At 75.0% G+C, this 12,667-nt stretch carries 12 protein-coding genes and 1 pseudogene; 8 read left to right on the top strand and 5 right to left on the bottom strand.

The window, feature by feature from the left end; translation table 11 throughout:
- Positions 1-311: 311 nt before the first annotated feature.
- The 7 genes from ACFC2L_RS01450 to ACFC2L_RS01420 all read left to right on the top strand — a co-directional run bounded on the left by ACFC2L_RS01450 (position 312) and on the right by ACFC2L_RS01420 (position 7,450).
- Complete coding sequence (locus ACFC2L_RS01450) at positions 312-1,445, top strand: ABC transporter substrate-binding protein (RefSeq protein ID WP_375822454.1); 1,134 nt, start codon at positions 312-314, stop codon at positions 1,443-1,445.
- Positions 1,442-2,305: an ABC transporter permease gene (locus ACFC2L_RS01445; RefSeq protein WP_375822453.1), complete on the top strand. Its 864-nt coding sequence runs from the start codon at positions 1,442-1,444 to the stop codon at positions 2,303-2,305. The genes ACFC2L_RS01450 and ACFC2L_RS01445 overlap by 4 nt, the downstream gene beginning before the upstream one ends.
- Positions 2,281-3,084 carry an ABC transporter ATP-binding protein gene (locus tag ACFC2L_RS01440; RefSeq protein ID WP_375822452.1) on the top strand — a complete coding sequence of 268 codons (804 nt, stop codon included), beginning with the start codon at positions 2,281-2,283 and terminating at the stop codon, positions 3,082-3,084. The genes ACFC2L_RS01445 and ACFC2L_RS01440 overlap by 25 nt, the downstream gene beginning before the upstream one ends.
- Positions 3,081-4,484 carry an LLM class flavin-dependent oxidoreductase gene (locus tag ACFC2L_RS01435; RefSeq protein ID WP_375822451.1) on the top strand — a complete coding sequence of 468 codons (1,404 nt, stop codon included), beginning with the start codon at positions 3,081-3,083 and terminating at the stop codon, positions 4,482-4,484. Before ACFC2L_RS01440 ends, ACFC2L_RS01435 begins: the two co-directional genes overlap by 4 nt.
- Positions 4,481-5,557 carry an LLM class flavin-dependent oxidoreductase gene (locus tag ACFC2L_RS01430; RefSeq protein WP_375822450.1) on the top strand — a complete coding sequence of 359 codons (1,077 nt, stop codon included), beginning with the start codon at positions 4,481-4,483 and terminating at the stop codon, positions 5,555-5,557. Before ACFC2L_RS01435 ends, ACFC2L_RS01430 begins: the two co-directional genes overlap by 4 nt.
- Before the next feature lie 131 nt (positions 5,558-5,688).
- On the top strand, positions 5,689-6,744 hold the full coding sequence (locus ACFC2L_RS01425) for a methyltransferase (RefSeq protein WP_375822449.1): 1,056 nt from the start codon (positions 5,689-5,691) through the stop codon (positions 6,742-6,744).
- Between the two features lie 157 nt (positions 6,745-6,901).
- A complete protein-coding gene (locus ACFC2L_RS01420; protein WP_375822448.1) occupies positions 6,902-7,450 on the top strand; it encodes a hypothetical protein in 549 nt (182 codons plus the stop codon).
- A gap of 3 nt (positions 7,451-7,453) precedes the next feature.
- Here the strand turns inward: ACFC2L_RS01420 and ACFC2L_RS01415 are convergent, their stop codons facing one another.
- Positions 7,454-8,161: a uridine kinase gene (locus ACFC2L_RS01415; protein ID WP_375822447.1), complete on the bottom strand. Its 708-nt coding sequence runs from the start codon at positions 8,159-8,161 to the stop codon at positions 7,454-7,456.
- A gap of 60 nt (positions 8,162-8,221) precedes the next feature.
- Between ACFC2L_RS01415 and ACFC2L_RS01410 the strand changes: the two genes are divergently transcribed.
- Positions 8,222-8,887 carry an NUDIX hydrolase gene (locus tag ACFC2L_RS01410; protein ID WP_375822446.1) on the top strand — a complete coding sequence of 222 codons (666 nt, stop codon included), beginning with the start codon at positions 8,222-8,224 and terminating at the stop codon, positions 8,885-8,887.
- Positions 8,888-8,957: 70 nt separating this feature from the next.
- On the opposite strand, the gene ACFC2L_RS01405 is transcribed toward ACFC2L_RS01410, so the two are convergent.
- The 4 genes and pseudogenes from ACFC2L_RS01405 to ACFC2L_RS01390 all read right to left on the bottom strand — a co-directional run.
- Entirely contained in the window at positions 8,958-9,617 is a 660-nt protein-coding gene (locus tag ACFC2L_RS01405; protein WP_375822445.1) for a lactate utilization protein C, read from the bottom strand.
- Positions 9,614-11,314 (bottom strand): LutB/LldF family L-lactate oxidation iron-sulfur protein, encoded by a 1,701-nt coding sequence (locus ACFC2L_RS01400; protein WP_375822444.1) that lies wholly within the window; start codon positions 11,312-11,314, stop codon positions 9,614-9,616. The genes ACFC2L_RS01405 and ACFC2L_RS01400 overlap by 4 nt, the downstream gene beginning before the upstream one ends.
- Positions 11,311-12,105 (bottom strand): (Fe-S)-binding protein, encoded by a 795-nt coding sequence (locus ACFC2L_RS01395; protein WP_375822443.1) that lies wholly within the window; start codon positions 12,103-12,105, stop codon positions 11,311-11,313. The genes ACFC2L_RS01400 and ACFC2L_RS01395 overlap by 4 nt, the downstream gene beginning before the upstream one ends.
- 180 nt (positions 12,106-12,285) lie before the next feature.
- Positions 12,286-12,667 (bottom strand): annotated as a pseudogene (locus ACFC2L_RS01390) (acetylated xylan deacetylase); the annotation flags it as partial.

Below are 12,667 nucleotides of genomic sequence, written 5' to 3'. Positions count from 1 at the left end.
GTCGTGGGACGGGGTGCGGGTGCCCTTCCTGTGGCGTGCGCGCGCTGGCACAGTCGCCCGCATGCAGACGACACCGGGGGGCCATGTCGCCGTCCCCGCCGCCGACGCCGGGCGCGTGCCCGGCCTCGCGCGTCGTCGTGCGCTCGACGCGCGGGCGTGTCGCCGCGCCACGTGTCGTCCGACCCCGTGCCGCTGAGCACGTCGACGCACTGACCGACGGCCGCACCGGCCGCCGTCGGGCCCCTTCACCACCGCACCTCCCGCGCACGGCTCCCGCATGCCCACGTGCGCTCTCCCCGAGAGGACTCGTCATGCCCGCACACCCGCTCGTCCGTTCCTCCGCACCGCCCGGCCGACCGTCTGGCCGCCGCAGCGTGACCGCCGTCGCGCTCGGCCTCGTCGCGCTGCTCGCGACGGGTGCGTGCGGCGCCGCGCAGGCGTCCGGCGGGACGGACCCGGCCGACGGCGCGACCCTCGCCGCCGACGCCGACCTGCCCACCGAGGTGCCCGAGGGCACGGTCCTGCGCATCGGCGACCCGACGACGCAGAAGGCGTTCGAGCTGGCCGGCGACGACCTCGACAGCGACTTCTCGTTCGAGGTCGAGTGGGCCAACATCTCCGGCGGCCCGGCGACGACCGAGGCGTTCCGTGCCGGTTCCCTCGACGTGGGCGCGGTGGCGGAGATCCCGCCGATCCACGCCACGTGGACGGGCCTGGACGTGCAGATCTACGCGTCGATCTACCGCGAGAACTGGGAGGACGCGCCGATCTACGAGTTCGCGGGCGCGCCGGGCGTCGAGCTCGACTCCCTCGAGGACTTCCGCGGCCACCGCATCGCCTTCAGCCCGGGCCAGGCGCAGGGCGCGATCGTGCTCAAGGCGCTGCAGGAGGCCGGTCTCACGCAGGACGACGTCGAGCTCGTCGAGCTGCCGAGCACGGGCGACGTGTACTCGACGGCGCTCGCCGCGGGCGAGGTCGACATCGCCCCGCTGGGTGGGACGCAGCTCTTCCGCTACCTGGCCACCTACGAGGCGGACGGCGCGACGTCGGTCAAGCACCACCTCCGCGACGACGCCTCGCACCTCTACGGCCCGACGGAGGTCGTGCAGGATCCGGCGAAGGCCGCGGCGCTGCGCGAGTACGTCGCGGCGTGGGCGGCGGCGAAGATCTGGATCGACGAGCACCCCGAGGAGTGGAAGCAGGGGTACTACATCGAGGACCAGGGCCTGAGCGAGGAGGACGCGCAGTACCTCATCGACCACGCGCCCGTCCCGGACATCCCGTCCGACCTCACCGAGGGCATCGAGCGCACGCAGGCGACGATCGACCTGCTCGCGACCGAGCTCGACCAGGAGGCGTTCGAGGCGACCGACCTGTTCGACGAGCGCTTCGGCCCCGTCGCGGGCGAGGCCGCGGCAGCGGCGCGGGACGGGGGAGCGCAGTGAGCGCGGCGGTCGTCGACCGGGTGGACCTCGCGGCCCCGAGGCTCGACGACGCACGAGCGGTCACCACCGACGTGCGCCCTCGCGGCACTCGCCTGGGGCTGGGGCGGCCGATCCCGCTCGCGGCGCTCGTCGGGGTGACGCTCCTCGTGGGTGTCTGGTCGGTCGGGTCCGCCACGGGGCTCATCGACCCGCGCGTGCTCTCCGCACCGTGGACGGTCGTCACGACGGGTGCGGAGCTCGTCGCGAACGGCAAGCTCGGCGCGCACCTCGGGGTGTCCCTGACGCGCGCCGCGCTCGGGCTGGCGTTCGGCATCGTCGCGGGCGTCGTGCTCGCGCTCGCGGCCGGGCTGAGCCGGGTCGGCGACGCCGTGCTCGACGGCCCGATCCAGGTCAAGCGCGCGATCCCCAACCTGGCGCTGCTGCCGCTGCTCATCCTGTGGTTCGGGATCGGCGAGGAGATGAAGGTCGTCACCATCGCGCTCGGGGTGTTCATCCCGATCTACCTGCACACGCACAACGGCCTGCGGGCGATCGACAGCCGATACGTCGAGCTGGCCGAGACGGTGCAGCTCTCGCGGTGGCAGTTCGTGCGACGCGTGATCCTGCCGGGCGCGCTGCCCGGGTTCTTCCTCGGGCTGCGGTTCGCGGTGACGGGGTCGATGCTCGCGCTCGTCGTCGTCGAGCAGGTCAACGCGACGGCCGGGATCGGCTACATGATGGAGCTCGCCCGGACGTACGGGCAGACGGAGATCATCCTCGTCGGCCTCGTGGTCTACGGCGTGCTGGGCTACTCCGCGGACCTCGCCGTCCGCCTCCTGCAGAGGAGGGTGCTGTCGTGGCGGCGCACGCTGGAGGACTGACCGTGGAGGCGGAACGCCCGACGGCGGACGGCGCGGCCGTGCGGGTCCGCTCGCTCGTGCGGTCGTACGGGGAGAAACGCATCCTCGACGACCTGGACCTCACGGTGCACGACGGCGAGTTCGTCGCGATCCTGGGCCGCTCCGGCTCGGGCAAGAGCACGCTCCTGCGCGCGCTCGCCGCGCTCGACCACGGGGTCGACGGCTCGGGCGAGGTCGTCGTCCCGGACCAGGTGTCCGTCGTCTTCCAGGACTCGCGGCTCCTGCCGTGGGCGCGCGTGCTGGACAACGTGGTGCTCGGGCTCGACGCCGGGGCGCGCGGCCGGAGCGCGGCGCGCGACGCGGGCCGCGCGAGCCTCGCCGAGGTGGGGCTCGCCGGGCGCGAGCGCGCGTGGCCGAACGAGCTCTCCGGCGGGGAGCAGCAGCGCGTGTCGCTCGCCCGCTCGCTCGTGCGCTCGCCCCGGCTCCTGCTCGCCGACGAGCCCTTCGGGGCCCTCGACGCGCTGACCCGCATCCGGATGCACGCGCTGCTGCGCGACCTGTGCGCCCGCCACCGCCCCGCCGTCCTGCTCGTGACGCACGACGTGGACGAGGCCATCGTCCTCGCGGACCGCGTCGTCGTCCTCGACGAGGGACGCATCGCGGCCGAGCGCCGCATCGACCAGAGCTACCGCCCCGGCGAGGCGCGCGACCCCGCCGACCCTCGCTTCTCCCGGCTCCGCACCGAGCTGCTCGACGCGCTCGGCGTGGTCCGGGACGACAGGAAGGACACCGCCGCATGACCCGCCACTCCTCCGCAGGCCACCGCCCCGGGCGCCTGCACCTCAACGCGTTCCTCATGAGCACGGGCCACCACGAGGCGTCGTGGCGGCTGCCGGAGAGCGACCCGTCGTGGACGTCGACGAACATCGCGCACCTGCAGCGCCTCGCGCAGATCGCGGAGGCGGGCAGGCTCGACTCGATCTTCTTCGCGGACGGCCCGGGGCTGCGGTCCGACGTCGGGCGCCGCCCGGCGGGGTCGCTCGACCCGCTCATCGTCCTCACCGCCATCGCGACGGTGACCGAGCGGATCGGCCTCATCGCGACGGCGTCGACGACGTACAACTCGCCGTACAACCTCGCGCGGCGGTTCGCGTCGATCGACCACGTCTCCGGCGGCCGGGCCGGGTGGAACGTCGTGACGACGGCGGGGCCGGACATCGCGCGCAACTTCGGCCTCGACGACCAGCCCGCCCACGCGGTCCGCTACGAGCGCGCGGCGGAGTTCCTCGACGTCGCGTTCCAGCTCTGGGACTCGTGGGAGGACGACGCCGTGCTCGCGGACAAGGACGCCGGCGTGTGGGCGGACGCGTCGAAGATCCACGCCCCGGCGCACGCGGGGACGCACTTCTCCGTGCACGGCGCGCTCACGACGCCGCGCTCGCCGCAGGCGCGACCGCTCATCGTGCAGGCCGGGTCGTCGGAGGACGGCAAGGACCTCGCCGCGCGCTACGCCGAGGCGGTGTTCACCGCGCACCAGACGCTCGACGACGCCCGCGCCTTCTACGCCGACCTCAAGGCCCGGGCGGTCGCCGTCGGCCGCGACCCGGGGACGATGAAGATCCTGCCCGGCATCGTCCCCGTCATCGGGTCGACCGAGGCGGAGGCGCTCGCCCGCGAGCGCGAGCTCGACGAGCTCATCGTCCCCGAGTACGCGCGCGCCCAGCTCGCGAAGACGCTGCGGCTCGCGCCCGAGGACCTGCCGCTCGACCGCGAGCTCCCCGACGGCCTGCCCACCGAGGACGAGATCGAGGGGGCCAAGAGCCGGTACACGCTGGTCGTCGAGCTCGCGCGGCGCGAGCGGCTCACGGTGCGCCAGCTCATCGGGCGGCTCGGCGGCGGGCGGGGGCACCGCACGTTCGCGGGCACGCCCGAGCAGGTCGCCGACGCGATCCAGGACTGGTACGACGCCGAGGCCGCCGACGGGTTCAACATCATGCCCGCGGTGCTGCCGTCGGGGCTCGAGCGGTTCGTCGAGCACGTGCTGCCGGTCCTGCGCGAGCGCGGGCTGTTCCGCGCGGAGTACGAGGGCCGGACGCTGCGCGAGCACTACGGGCTCGAGCGCCCGGCCAACCGGTACGCGGGCGACGTCGGCGCGGCGCCCGGCGACGGACCGCGCGTCCTCGAGGGGGCCCTCGCGTGAGCGCCGAGCACCTCTGGTACATCCCGAACCAGGTGCGGCCGGGGCACCGCGGGGACGACACGGTCCAGGACCACAACAGCCTCGACACCCTGACGAGCCACGCGCACGCGCTGGAGCGCCACGGGTTCGCGGGGGCGCTGCTCGGGACGAGCTGGGGGCGTCCGGACACGTTCACCGTCGCGACGGCGCTCGCGGCGCGCACGACGACGTTCGAGCCGCTCGTCGCGATCCGGCCCGGGTTCTGGCGGCCTGCGCACTTCGCGTCCGCCGCCGCGACGCTCGACCACCTCAGCGGCGGCCGGCTGCGCGTCAACATCGTGTCCGGCACCGACGGGCAGCAGGCGTACGGCGACGGTGAGGCCGACCCCGCGCACCGGTATGCCCGCACGCGGGAGTTCCTCCAGATCGTGCGCCGACTGTGGACGCAGGAGGAGGTGACGTACGCCGGGGAGCACTTCTCGGTGACCGGGTCACGGCTGGGGCCGCGCCCCGTGGCGCGCGCGGGCCGCGCCCATCCGCGGATCTACTTCGGCGGCGCGTCGGAGGCGGCCGAGCGGGTCGCCGCGACCGAGGCCGACGTGCAGCTCTTCTGGGGCGAGCCGCTCGACGGGATCGCGGAGCGCATCGACCGGCTGAAGCGCCTGAGCGCCGAGCTGGGGCGTGAGCACGCTCCGCTCGAGTTCGGTCTGCGGATCACGACGTTCGTCCGCGACACCACCGAGGAGGCGTGGGCCGACGCCGAAGCGAAGGTCGCGGAGCTGGCCGCGCGGTCCCAGGAGGCCGAGGCGTGGTCCGCCCGCGACCGGGGGCGGCGGACCGCCGTCGGGCAGCAGCGTCTGCTCGACCTCGCGGCGCGGGGTGAGGTGCTCGACGACAACCTGTGGACGACGCCCGGCAGGTTCGGCGGCGGGGGAGCGGGCACGACGTGGCTCGTCGGCTCCGCGGAGGACGTCGCGAAGTCGCTGCGGCGCTACCAGGACCTCGGCGTCACGCACTTCGTCCTGTCGGACACCCCGTACCTGCGCGAGATAGAGCGCCAGGGCACCCGCCTCCTCCCGCTCCTGCGCGACTGACCGGCTATCGCCCAGATCGACCCGTGCGTCCCGAGATCGACCCCCTGAGGGCCGATCTCGGACGCTCGGGTCGATCTCGTGGCCACGGATCCCCCGTGCGCACGCGACCCGGCCAGGAGTAGCGTCCGGACGTGGACAGGGACCAGCTCGACGACCTCGCCGCCCACCTGCGCGCCGCCGGGTGCGTCTTCGCGGAGGACGAGGCCGCGCTCCTCGCCGAGCGGGCCGGCGACGCCGCACACCTCGAGACGCTCGTCGCGCGCAGGGTCGCGGGCGAGCCGCTGGAGCACGTGCTCGGGTACGTCGACTTCCACGGGCTCCGCGTCGCCGTCGACCCCGGGGTGTTCGTGCCCCGCCAGCGCACCGCGCTGCTCGTCGACGAGGCGGTCGCTCTCGGGCGGCAGGCCGGGCGCCCGGTCCGGGTGCCCGACGGCGGGACATGCGGCGTGGCGGTCGGCGACCCCGACGGCGGGACATGCGGCGTGGCGGTCGGCGACCCCGACGGCGGGGCGGGCGGCGGGACAGGCGGCGTGACGGTCGACGACCCCGACAGCGGGGCGGGCGGCAGCGCGGGCGGTGTGGCGGTCGGCGACCCCGACGGTGGCCGGGACAACGGCCTGGACGGCGGGCCGGGCGGCGGCCCGGACGGCCGGACGGTCGGCCCGGCGGTGGTCGTGGTCGACGTGTGCTGCGGCGCCGGGGCGCTCGGGCTCGCGACCTCGGTGGGCCTCGGCGGCGCGGAGACCGTCGCGCTGCACGCGAGCGACGTCGACCCGGCCGCCGTCGCGTGCGCGGCGCGCAACGTCGCCGCGGTCGGCGGCACCGCGTACGCGGGCGACCTGTTCGACCCGTTGCCGCCCGGTCTGCGCGGCCGGGTCGACCTGCTGCTCGCCAACGTGCCGTACGTGCCCACGGCCGAGATCCCGCTCCTGCCCCACGAGGCGCGCGACCACGAGGCCCACGTCGCGCTCGACGGCGGCGGCGACGGGCTGGACGTGCTGCGCCGCGTCGCCGCCGAGGCGCCCGCGTGGCTCGCTCCGGGCGGCCACCTGCTCACCGAGTCCGGCGAGCGCCAGGCGTCGGGCGCCGTCGACGTCCTCGAACGGGCCGGACTGCGTGCGCGCGTCGTCCGCGACGAGGAGATCGGCGCGACGATCGTCGTCGGGACGCTCCCCGCCGAGACGTGAGAAGTGGCCCCCGGGACGGGCGGGTCAGGGACCACTTCTCACGTCTCGTCGCGCTCCGCGGCGGACTCGGGGGTCTCGGTGCAAGGATCCGGCCGCACACGACAGGTTCTGGACGAGGGCCCGGCGAACGTGCCGGCCTGCGGAGGGGGTGCCGACGATGAGCGACCGACGGGGACGACGGCGTGCGCGCGGGCTCGCCGCAGCGCTGCTCGTCGCCGTGCTGCCCGCGTGCGGTGGCCCGGGAGGCCCGGTCACCGCGTGCCCCGCGGTCGGCTACGTGGCGCGCCTCGAGGTCCGGCTCGACGACTCCTGGCCGGATCGGGATGCCTACGGCGTCCTCGTGGGCTGCGTCGGGATCAACCCCTGCGGGCTCGTGCGCGACGGGGCGGTCTCGCTCGACCCGGAGCCGATCCCTACGGCGGTCCCCGACCACCTGGTCCTGCCGGCCCAGCCCGAGGCTGCCCAGAGCTCGCCCGAGGCGGCGGCGGAGGACATGCCCGTCGAGCCGTCGCGCGGCGGCTGGACGGGTTCCGCGATGAACGGCGCGGTCGGTCCGATCGCCGTCCGCGTCGTGGAGCTCGCGTCGGGTGACGTCGTCGTCGTGCACGAGGTCGACCCCGTGTGGGAGATGACGACCGGCGACTTCGGGCCCGACTGCGGCGGCCCGTCGGTCGCGACGGTCGAGGTCACCGACCCGCGGGCGTGACGCCTACGCCGGGCTGGGTCGCAGGAGCGCGCGGATCTCCTTCTCGGCCTGCGTCGGCGTCAGCGCGCGACAGCCGAGCGATTCCCAGTGGCGCACGAGGGCCGGCTCGGCGCGCAGCAGCGCCCAGCCGCGCCGGAACAGCGTGAGCGGTGGCTTGCGCATCTCCGCGAGGTCGCGCAGCAGGCGGAACCAGAACGTCATGAGACGCGGTCGGCGCAGGCAGATCGCGTCGGCCAGGACGTCCTGGGCGCGGCACGCCGCGACGATCTCCGCCGCGAAGATCCCCTCGGCCAGCACGACCCGCGAGCCCGTGACGTCGAGGTGCGTCGTCCCCGTGCGGCGCGACGTCGGGATGTCGTAGACCGGCACGTCCGCGTGCCCGGTCCGCGCGAGGTCGACGAGCGCCGCGACCGCGCCTGCGGCGTCCCACGACCGGGGGTCGTCCCAGTCGACGATGCCGAACCGCTGCGGCAGGTCCGGGTGGTCGTGGTCGAGGTAGAAGTCGTCGAGCGCGACGACCGGGAGGCCGAGGCGCCGCGTGAGCGACGTCTTGCCCGAGCCGGACGCGCCCGTGAGGAGCACGACGCGCGTCGGGACCTCGCGCGAGCCCGGCGGGAGGTCGAACAGCGCGGGGTCCGTGCCGAGGCCGTCGGTCGCCGGACGTGTGCCGGTCTCGACGGGGCCTCCGTCGTCGTGCTGAGGGTCGCTCACGGGACCCCATTCTCGCAGCGCCGCACGGGGACGGCCACGCGCGCCGCGTAACCTTCCCCGGTGACCGCTCTCGACCCCGCCGCCCTGCTCGCCCGCGACGCCCTCGCCCGCCTCGACCGGTGGGAGCCGGTCGACGCGGAGCAGGCGGCGCTCGCGGCCGAGTACCGCGCGTTCCTCCGCGGCGACGGTGGCTCCGGCGCGCGTGCCGACGCCGTCCGGCGCGACGGCGGACCGCAGCACCTCACGGCGAGCTGCTTCGTGCTCAGCCCGGACCTGGACCGCGTGCTGCTCTGCTTCCACCGCAAGGGCCAGTTCTGGGTCCAGGTGGGCGGGCACACGGAGCCGGGCGATACGACGCTCGCGGAGGCCGCCTACCGCGAGGCCCGCGAGGAGAGCGGCCTCGACGACCTCGTCCCGTTCGACCCGGACCCCGAGCCGTCCACCGGCCCGGACGACGGCCCCGGCGCCGGGCACCAGGCCGTCGGCCCCGCGGCGCCCGTCGACGTGCACCGCCACGACCTCGCCGCGGCGTTCGGGACGTGCCGCACGCACTGGGACGTCGGGTTCGTCGCGTTCGCCGACCCCGACGCGCGCACGGTCGTGAGCGACGAGAGCGAGGACGTGGCCTGGTTCCGGGTCGACGCGCTCCCCGCCGGCACGCCGGACGACTTCCCCGTCCGCCTGGCGACGGTTCTCGCGGAGGTGCGCCACCGCCGTCGGACATGACCTCTGCCGCGAGGTAGAACGTGCGGTCGCGACGTAGAACGTGCGGAGTTCTACCTGGCGACCGCCGGTTCTACCTCGGCGCCAGGATCACGTGGAGGGTGCGTGGGCCGTGGACGCCCTCGACGCGGGAGAGCTCGATGTCGCTCGTCGCGCTGGGGCCGCTGATCCACGTCTGCGGTCGCTCCGGGTGCGCGGCGAGCAGCCGCACGGCCTCGGGGACGGTCTGGACCACCTGGTCCGTGCGCACGACGCACACGTGCAGGTCGGGGACGAGCGTGATCGCGCGGCGCCCCTGGTCGGGCTCGCCGTCGAGCACGATCGTGCCGGTGTCGGCGATCGCGACGCGTGCAGCGGTGACTACGGCGTCCACCCGGTCCAGCTCGTCGGGCGTGCGGGGGTCGTCGCGCGCGTCGGGCACGACGGCGGTCCCGGCGCCGAGCGCGCCCAGCCACGCGGGGTCGAGCCCCGGTGGCACGACGACGGAGCCTGCGTCCGCGAGCAGGTCACCGACGATCGTCGCGACCTCGGCCGGGCCTGCGGCCACGTGCACGTGCGCCCGGTAGTCGACGAGCCGGTCGACGAGCACGTCCACGGCGTCCGGTGAACCCGGCGCGAGGTCGCCGTGCTCGCGGTAGCCACGCGGGACGGCGCCCGGCGCCGCGTCGCCCGTCGTCGTCGACCCGCCGAGCGCGGCGCGCACGCGGGCGAGGACGTCGTCGCGCGCGCTCATCGGCCCTCACCCCCCTCGCCCAACCCGGGGTTGTGGGCCGCCGAGGCGCCGAACCCACCCGTATCCCCGGGTACGGCACCAGGGGGTGCGGAAACCCCAGGGTCGGCGGGCGGGGTGGCGGGGGTGGGGCGGTCGCGCCACCAGTCGCGGAAGGTCTGCTTGGCGGGGGCCGGGAGGTCGCGCGAGCGAGTCCAGGCGGACGCGGGCGGCGGGAGGGTCGAGATCCGGCCCTTCGGGCCCGCGACGACGCGGCCCAGCCCGGCCGCCTTCTCCGCGAGCTCGAACCGCCGCGCGTCGGACATGACGAACGAGGCTGCCTTCATCGCGGCGCCCCAGCCGGTGAGCCGGCCGCGGTCGGCGTCGACCTCGCGCGCGCGGAGCTCGACGAGGATCGACGGGATGTCGATCTTCACGGGGCACACCTCGTAGCACGCGCCGCACAGCGTCGAGGCGTAGGGGAGGGACGCGTTCGGGTCGTGGTGGCCGGAGAGCCCGCCGGAGGACTTGGTGAGCTGCGGCGTGAGGATCGCGCCGATCGGGCCGGGGTAGACCGACCCGTACGCGTGGCCCCCGACGCGCTCGTACACCGGGCACACGTTGAGGCACGCCGAGCAGCGGATGCAGTGCAGCGCGGCCCGCCCGACCTCGTCGGCGAGGACGTCCGTGCGCCCGTTGTCGAGCAGCACGAGGTGGAACTCCTGCGGCCCGTCGCCCGGCGTGACGCCCGTCCACAGGGACGTGTACGGGTTCATGCGCTCGCCCGTGGACGAGCGCGGCAGGAGCTGGAGGAACACCTCGAGGTCGGTGTACGTCGGCACGACCTTCTCGATCCCCATGACGGTGATGAGCGTCTCGGGGAGCGTGAGGCACATGCGGCCGTTGCCCTCGGACTCGACGACGGTGAGCGTCCCGGTGTCCGCGACGCCGAAGTTCGCGCCGCTGATCGCGACCTTCGCCGAGAGGAACGCGCGGCGCAGGTGGGCGCGCGCGGCCATCGCGAGCTCGCGCGGGACGTCCGACAGGTCCGGCGGGGCGTCGCCCATGCGTGCGAGGAAGATCTCGCGGATCTCCGCGCGGTTGCGGTGGATCGCGGGGACGAGGATGTGCGACGGCATGTCGTCGGCGAGCTGGACGATGAGCTCCGCAAGGTCCGTCTCGTGCGCTGCGATCCCCTCGGCGGCGAGCGCCTCGTTGAGCCCGGTCTCCTGCGTCGCCATGGACTTCACCTTGACGACCTCGTCGACGCCCGTGGCCTTCACGAGGTCCGCGACGATCCGGTTCGCCTCGTCCGCGTCGCGCGCCCAGTGCACGACGCCGCCGCGCGCCACGACGTTGCGCTCCAGCTCCTCGAGGAGCTCGGGCAGGCGCGCCATGACGTCGGTCTTGATCGCGGAGCCCGCGTCGCGCAGCGCCTCCCAGTCCGGCACCTCGCCCACGACGGCGGCGCGCTTGTCCCGGATGGTCGAGGTCGCGTGCGCGAGGTTGCGGCGCAGCTGCGTGTTCTGCAGCGCCGCGCGCGCGGCGTCGGGGAAGGCGTCGCCCCAGCGCAGCGGCGCGTCGGGGTGCGGCACGTCGCCGAGCGCCCCCGACGCCGACCCGGCGCCCGCAGAGGTGCCGCGCCCGCCCGGGCGGGCGACGTCGTCGGGCAGGGTGCGCGCGCCGCGGCGCACGGGCAGGCCGAGGAACGTGCGGCTCACCGGGCACCCCCGCGCGTCGACGGACCGGCCCCGGCGGGGGCGGGCGTGTCCTTCGTGGACGCGAGGATCTCCGCGAGGTGCAGCGTGCGGACGCCCGCGCGGATGCGCGAGAGCCCGCCGCCGATGTGCAGGAGGCACGACGCGTCGCCCGCGGTGAGGACCTCGGCGCCGGTGGACTTCACGTGCGTCATCTTGTCGGCGAGCATCGCGGTCGAGGTCTCGGCGTTCTTCAGCGCGAACGTGCCGCCGAACCCGCAGCACGACTCGGCGGCGGGCAGCTCGACGAGATCGATGCCCTCGACCGCGCGCAGCAGGCGCAGCGGCTTGTCGCCCACGTGCAGCATGCGCAGCGAGTGGCACGTGGGGTGGTAGGTGACGCGGTGCGGGAAGTAGGCGCCGACATCGGTGATACCCAGCACGTCGACGAGCAGCTCGGACAGCTCGTACGTCTTCGCGGCGACCGCGTCGGCGGTGCGCGCGAGGTCGTCGAGACCGGCGCGCCGGCAGACCATGCCCTGCTGGTGCCGGACCGACCCTGTGCACGACCCGGACGGGACGACGATCGCGTCCCACTCGCCGTCGAGCACAGGGGAGAACGCCTCGACGTGGTTGCGCACCACCGGGACCGCCTCGTCCAGGTAGCCGGTGTTGACGTGCATCTGGCCGCAGCACGCCTGCCGCTCGGGGAAGAACACCTCGTGCCCGAGGCGCTCGAGGAGGAGGGCGGTGGCGCGTGGTGCCTGCGGGAACATCACGTCGCCGAGGCAGGTCGCGGTGAGGGCTATGCGCATCGTTGCTCCGGGAGAGGGCGAGTCCGGTCCAGTCTCGCCGGGGCGCGTCCGTGCCGCCTGTCGAGACCCCCGCGGCGAGGCGCTGCGGCTGTGGTCGGACGACGTGGCTCTGCCGGCCCTGGCGCGGCACGGACGCCGGGGTGGCGGGACGGACGGTCCCACCACCCCGGCGGTCTCCGGTCAGGCCGAGCAGGTGGCCGTCGGGAGCGTGGTGTTGCCGTTCGAGTACAGCGTGATGCCGAAGGCGTCGCCGTTCCCGTTGGGTGTCGCGGTGAGGGTGCCGCTCGTGCCGGAGACGGCGGCGTTCCAGGAGTTCTGCAGGCTCTGGCCGGAGCCGGTGCGGATGGTCACGGTCCAGTCGGACGCGCCCGAGACCTGGAAGGTGGTGTTGAAGCGGTCGCCCCAGGAGTCGCCCCGGGTCACGGTCACGGTGCACGTCTCGCCGCCGCCCCCGGAGGCCGACGCACAGGTGGCCGTCGGGAGCGTGGTGTTGCCGTTCGAGTACAGCGTGATGCCGAAGGCGTCGCCGTTCCCGTTGGGTGTCGCGGTGAGGGTGCCGCTC

Source organism: Cellulosimicrobium sp. NPDC055967 (assembly GCF_042269845.1).
GTDB lineage: Bacteria > Actinomycetota > Actinomycetes > Actinomycetales > Cellulomonadaceae > Cellulosimicrobium.
The sequence above is the reverse complement of the archived record's forward strand: the minus strand, read 5'-3'. Positions and strand labels throughout refer to the sequence as shown.

Bases quoted from the DNA above. Each gene is read 5' to 3' on its own strand.
- ACFC2L_RS01450 (WP_375822454.1), top strand. From the start codon at position 312: ATGCCCGCACACCCGCTCGTCCGTTCCTCCGCACCGCCCGGCCGACCG.
- ACFC2L_RS01435 (WP_375822451.1), top strand. From the start codon at position 3,081: ATGACCCGCCACTCCTCCGCAGGCCACCGCCCCGGGCGCCTGCACCTC.
- ACFC2L_RS01420 (WP_375822448.1), top strand. From the start codon at position 6,902: ATGAGCGACCGACGGGGACGACGGCGTGCGCGCGGGCTCGCCGCAGCG.
- ACFC2L_RS01405 (WP_375822445.1), bottom strand. From the start codon at position 9,617: ATGAGCGCGCGCGACGACGTCCTCGCCCGCGTGCGCGCCGCGCTCGGC.
- ACFC2L_RS01395 (WP_375822443.1), bottom strand. From the start codon at position 12,105: ATGCGCATAGCCCTCACCGCGACCTGCCTCGGCGACGTGATGTTCCCG.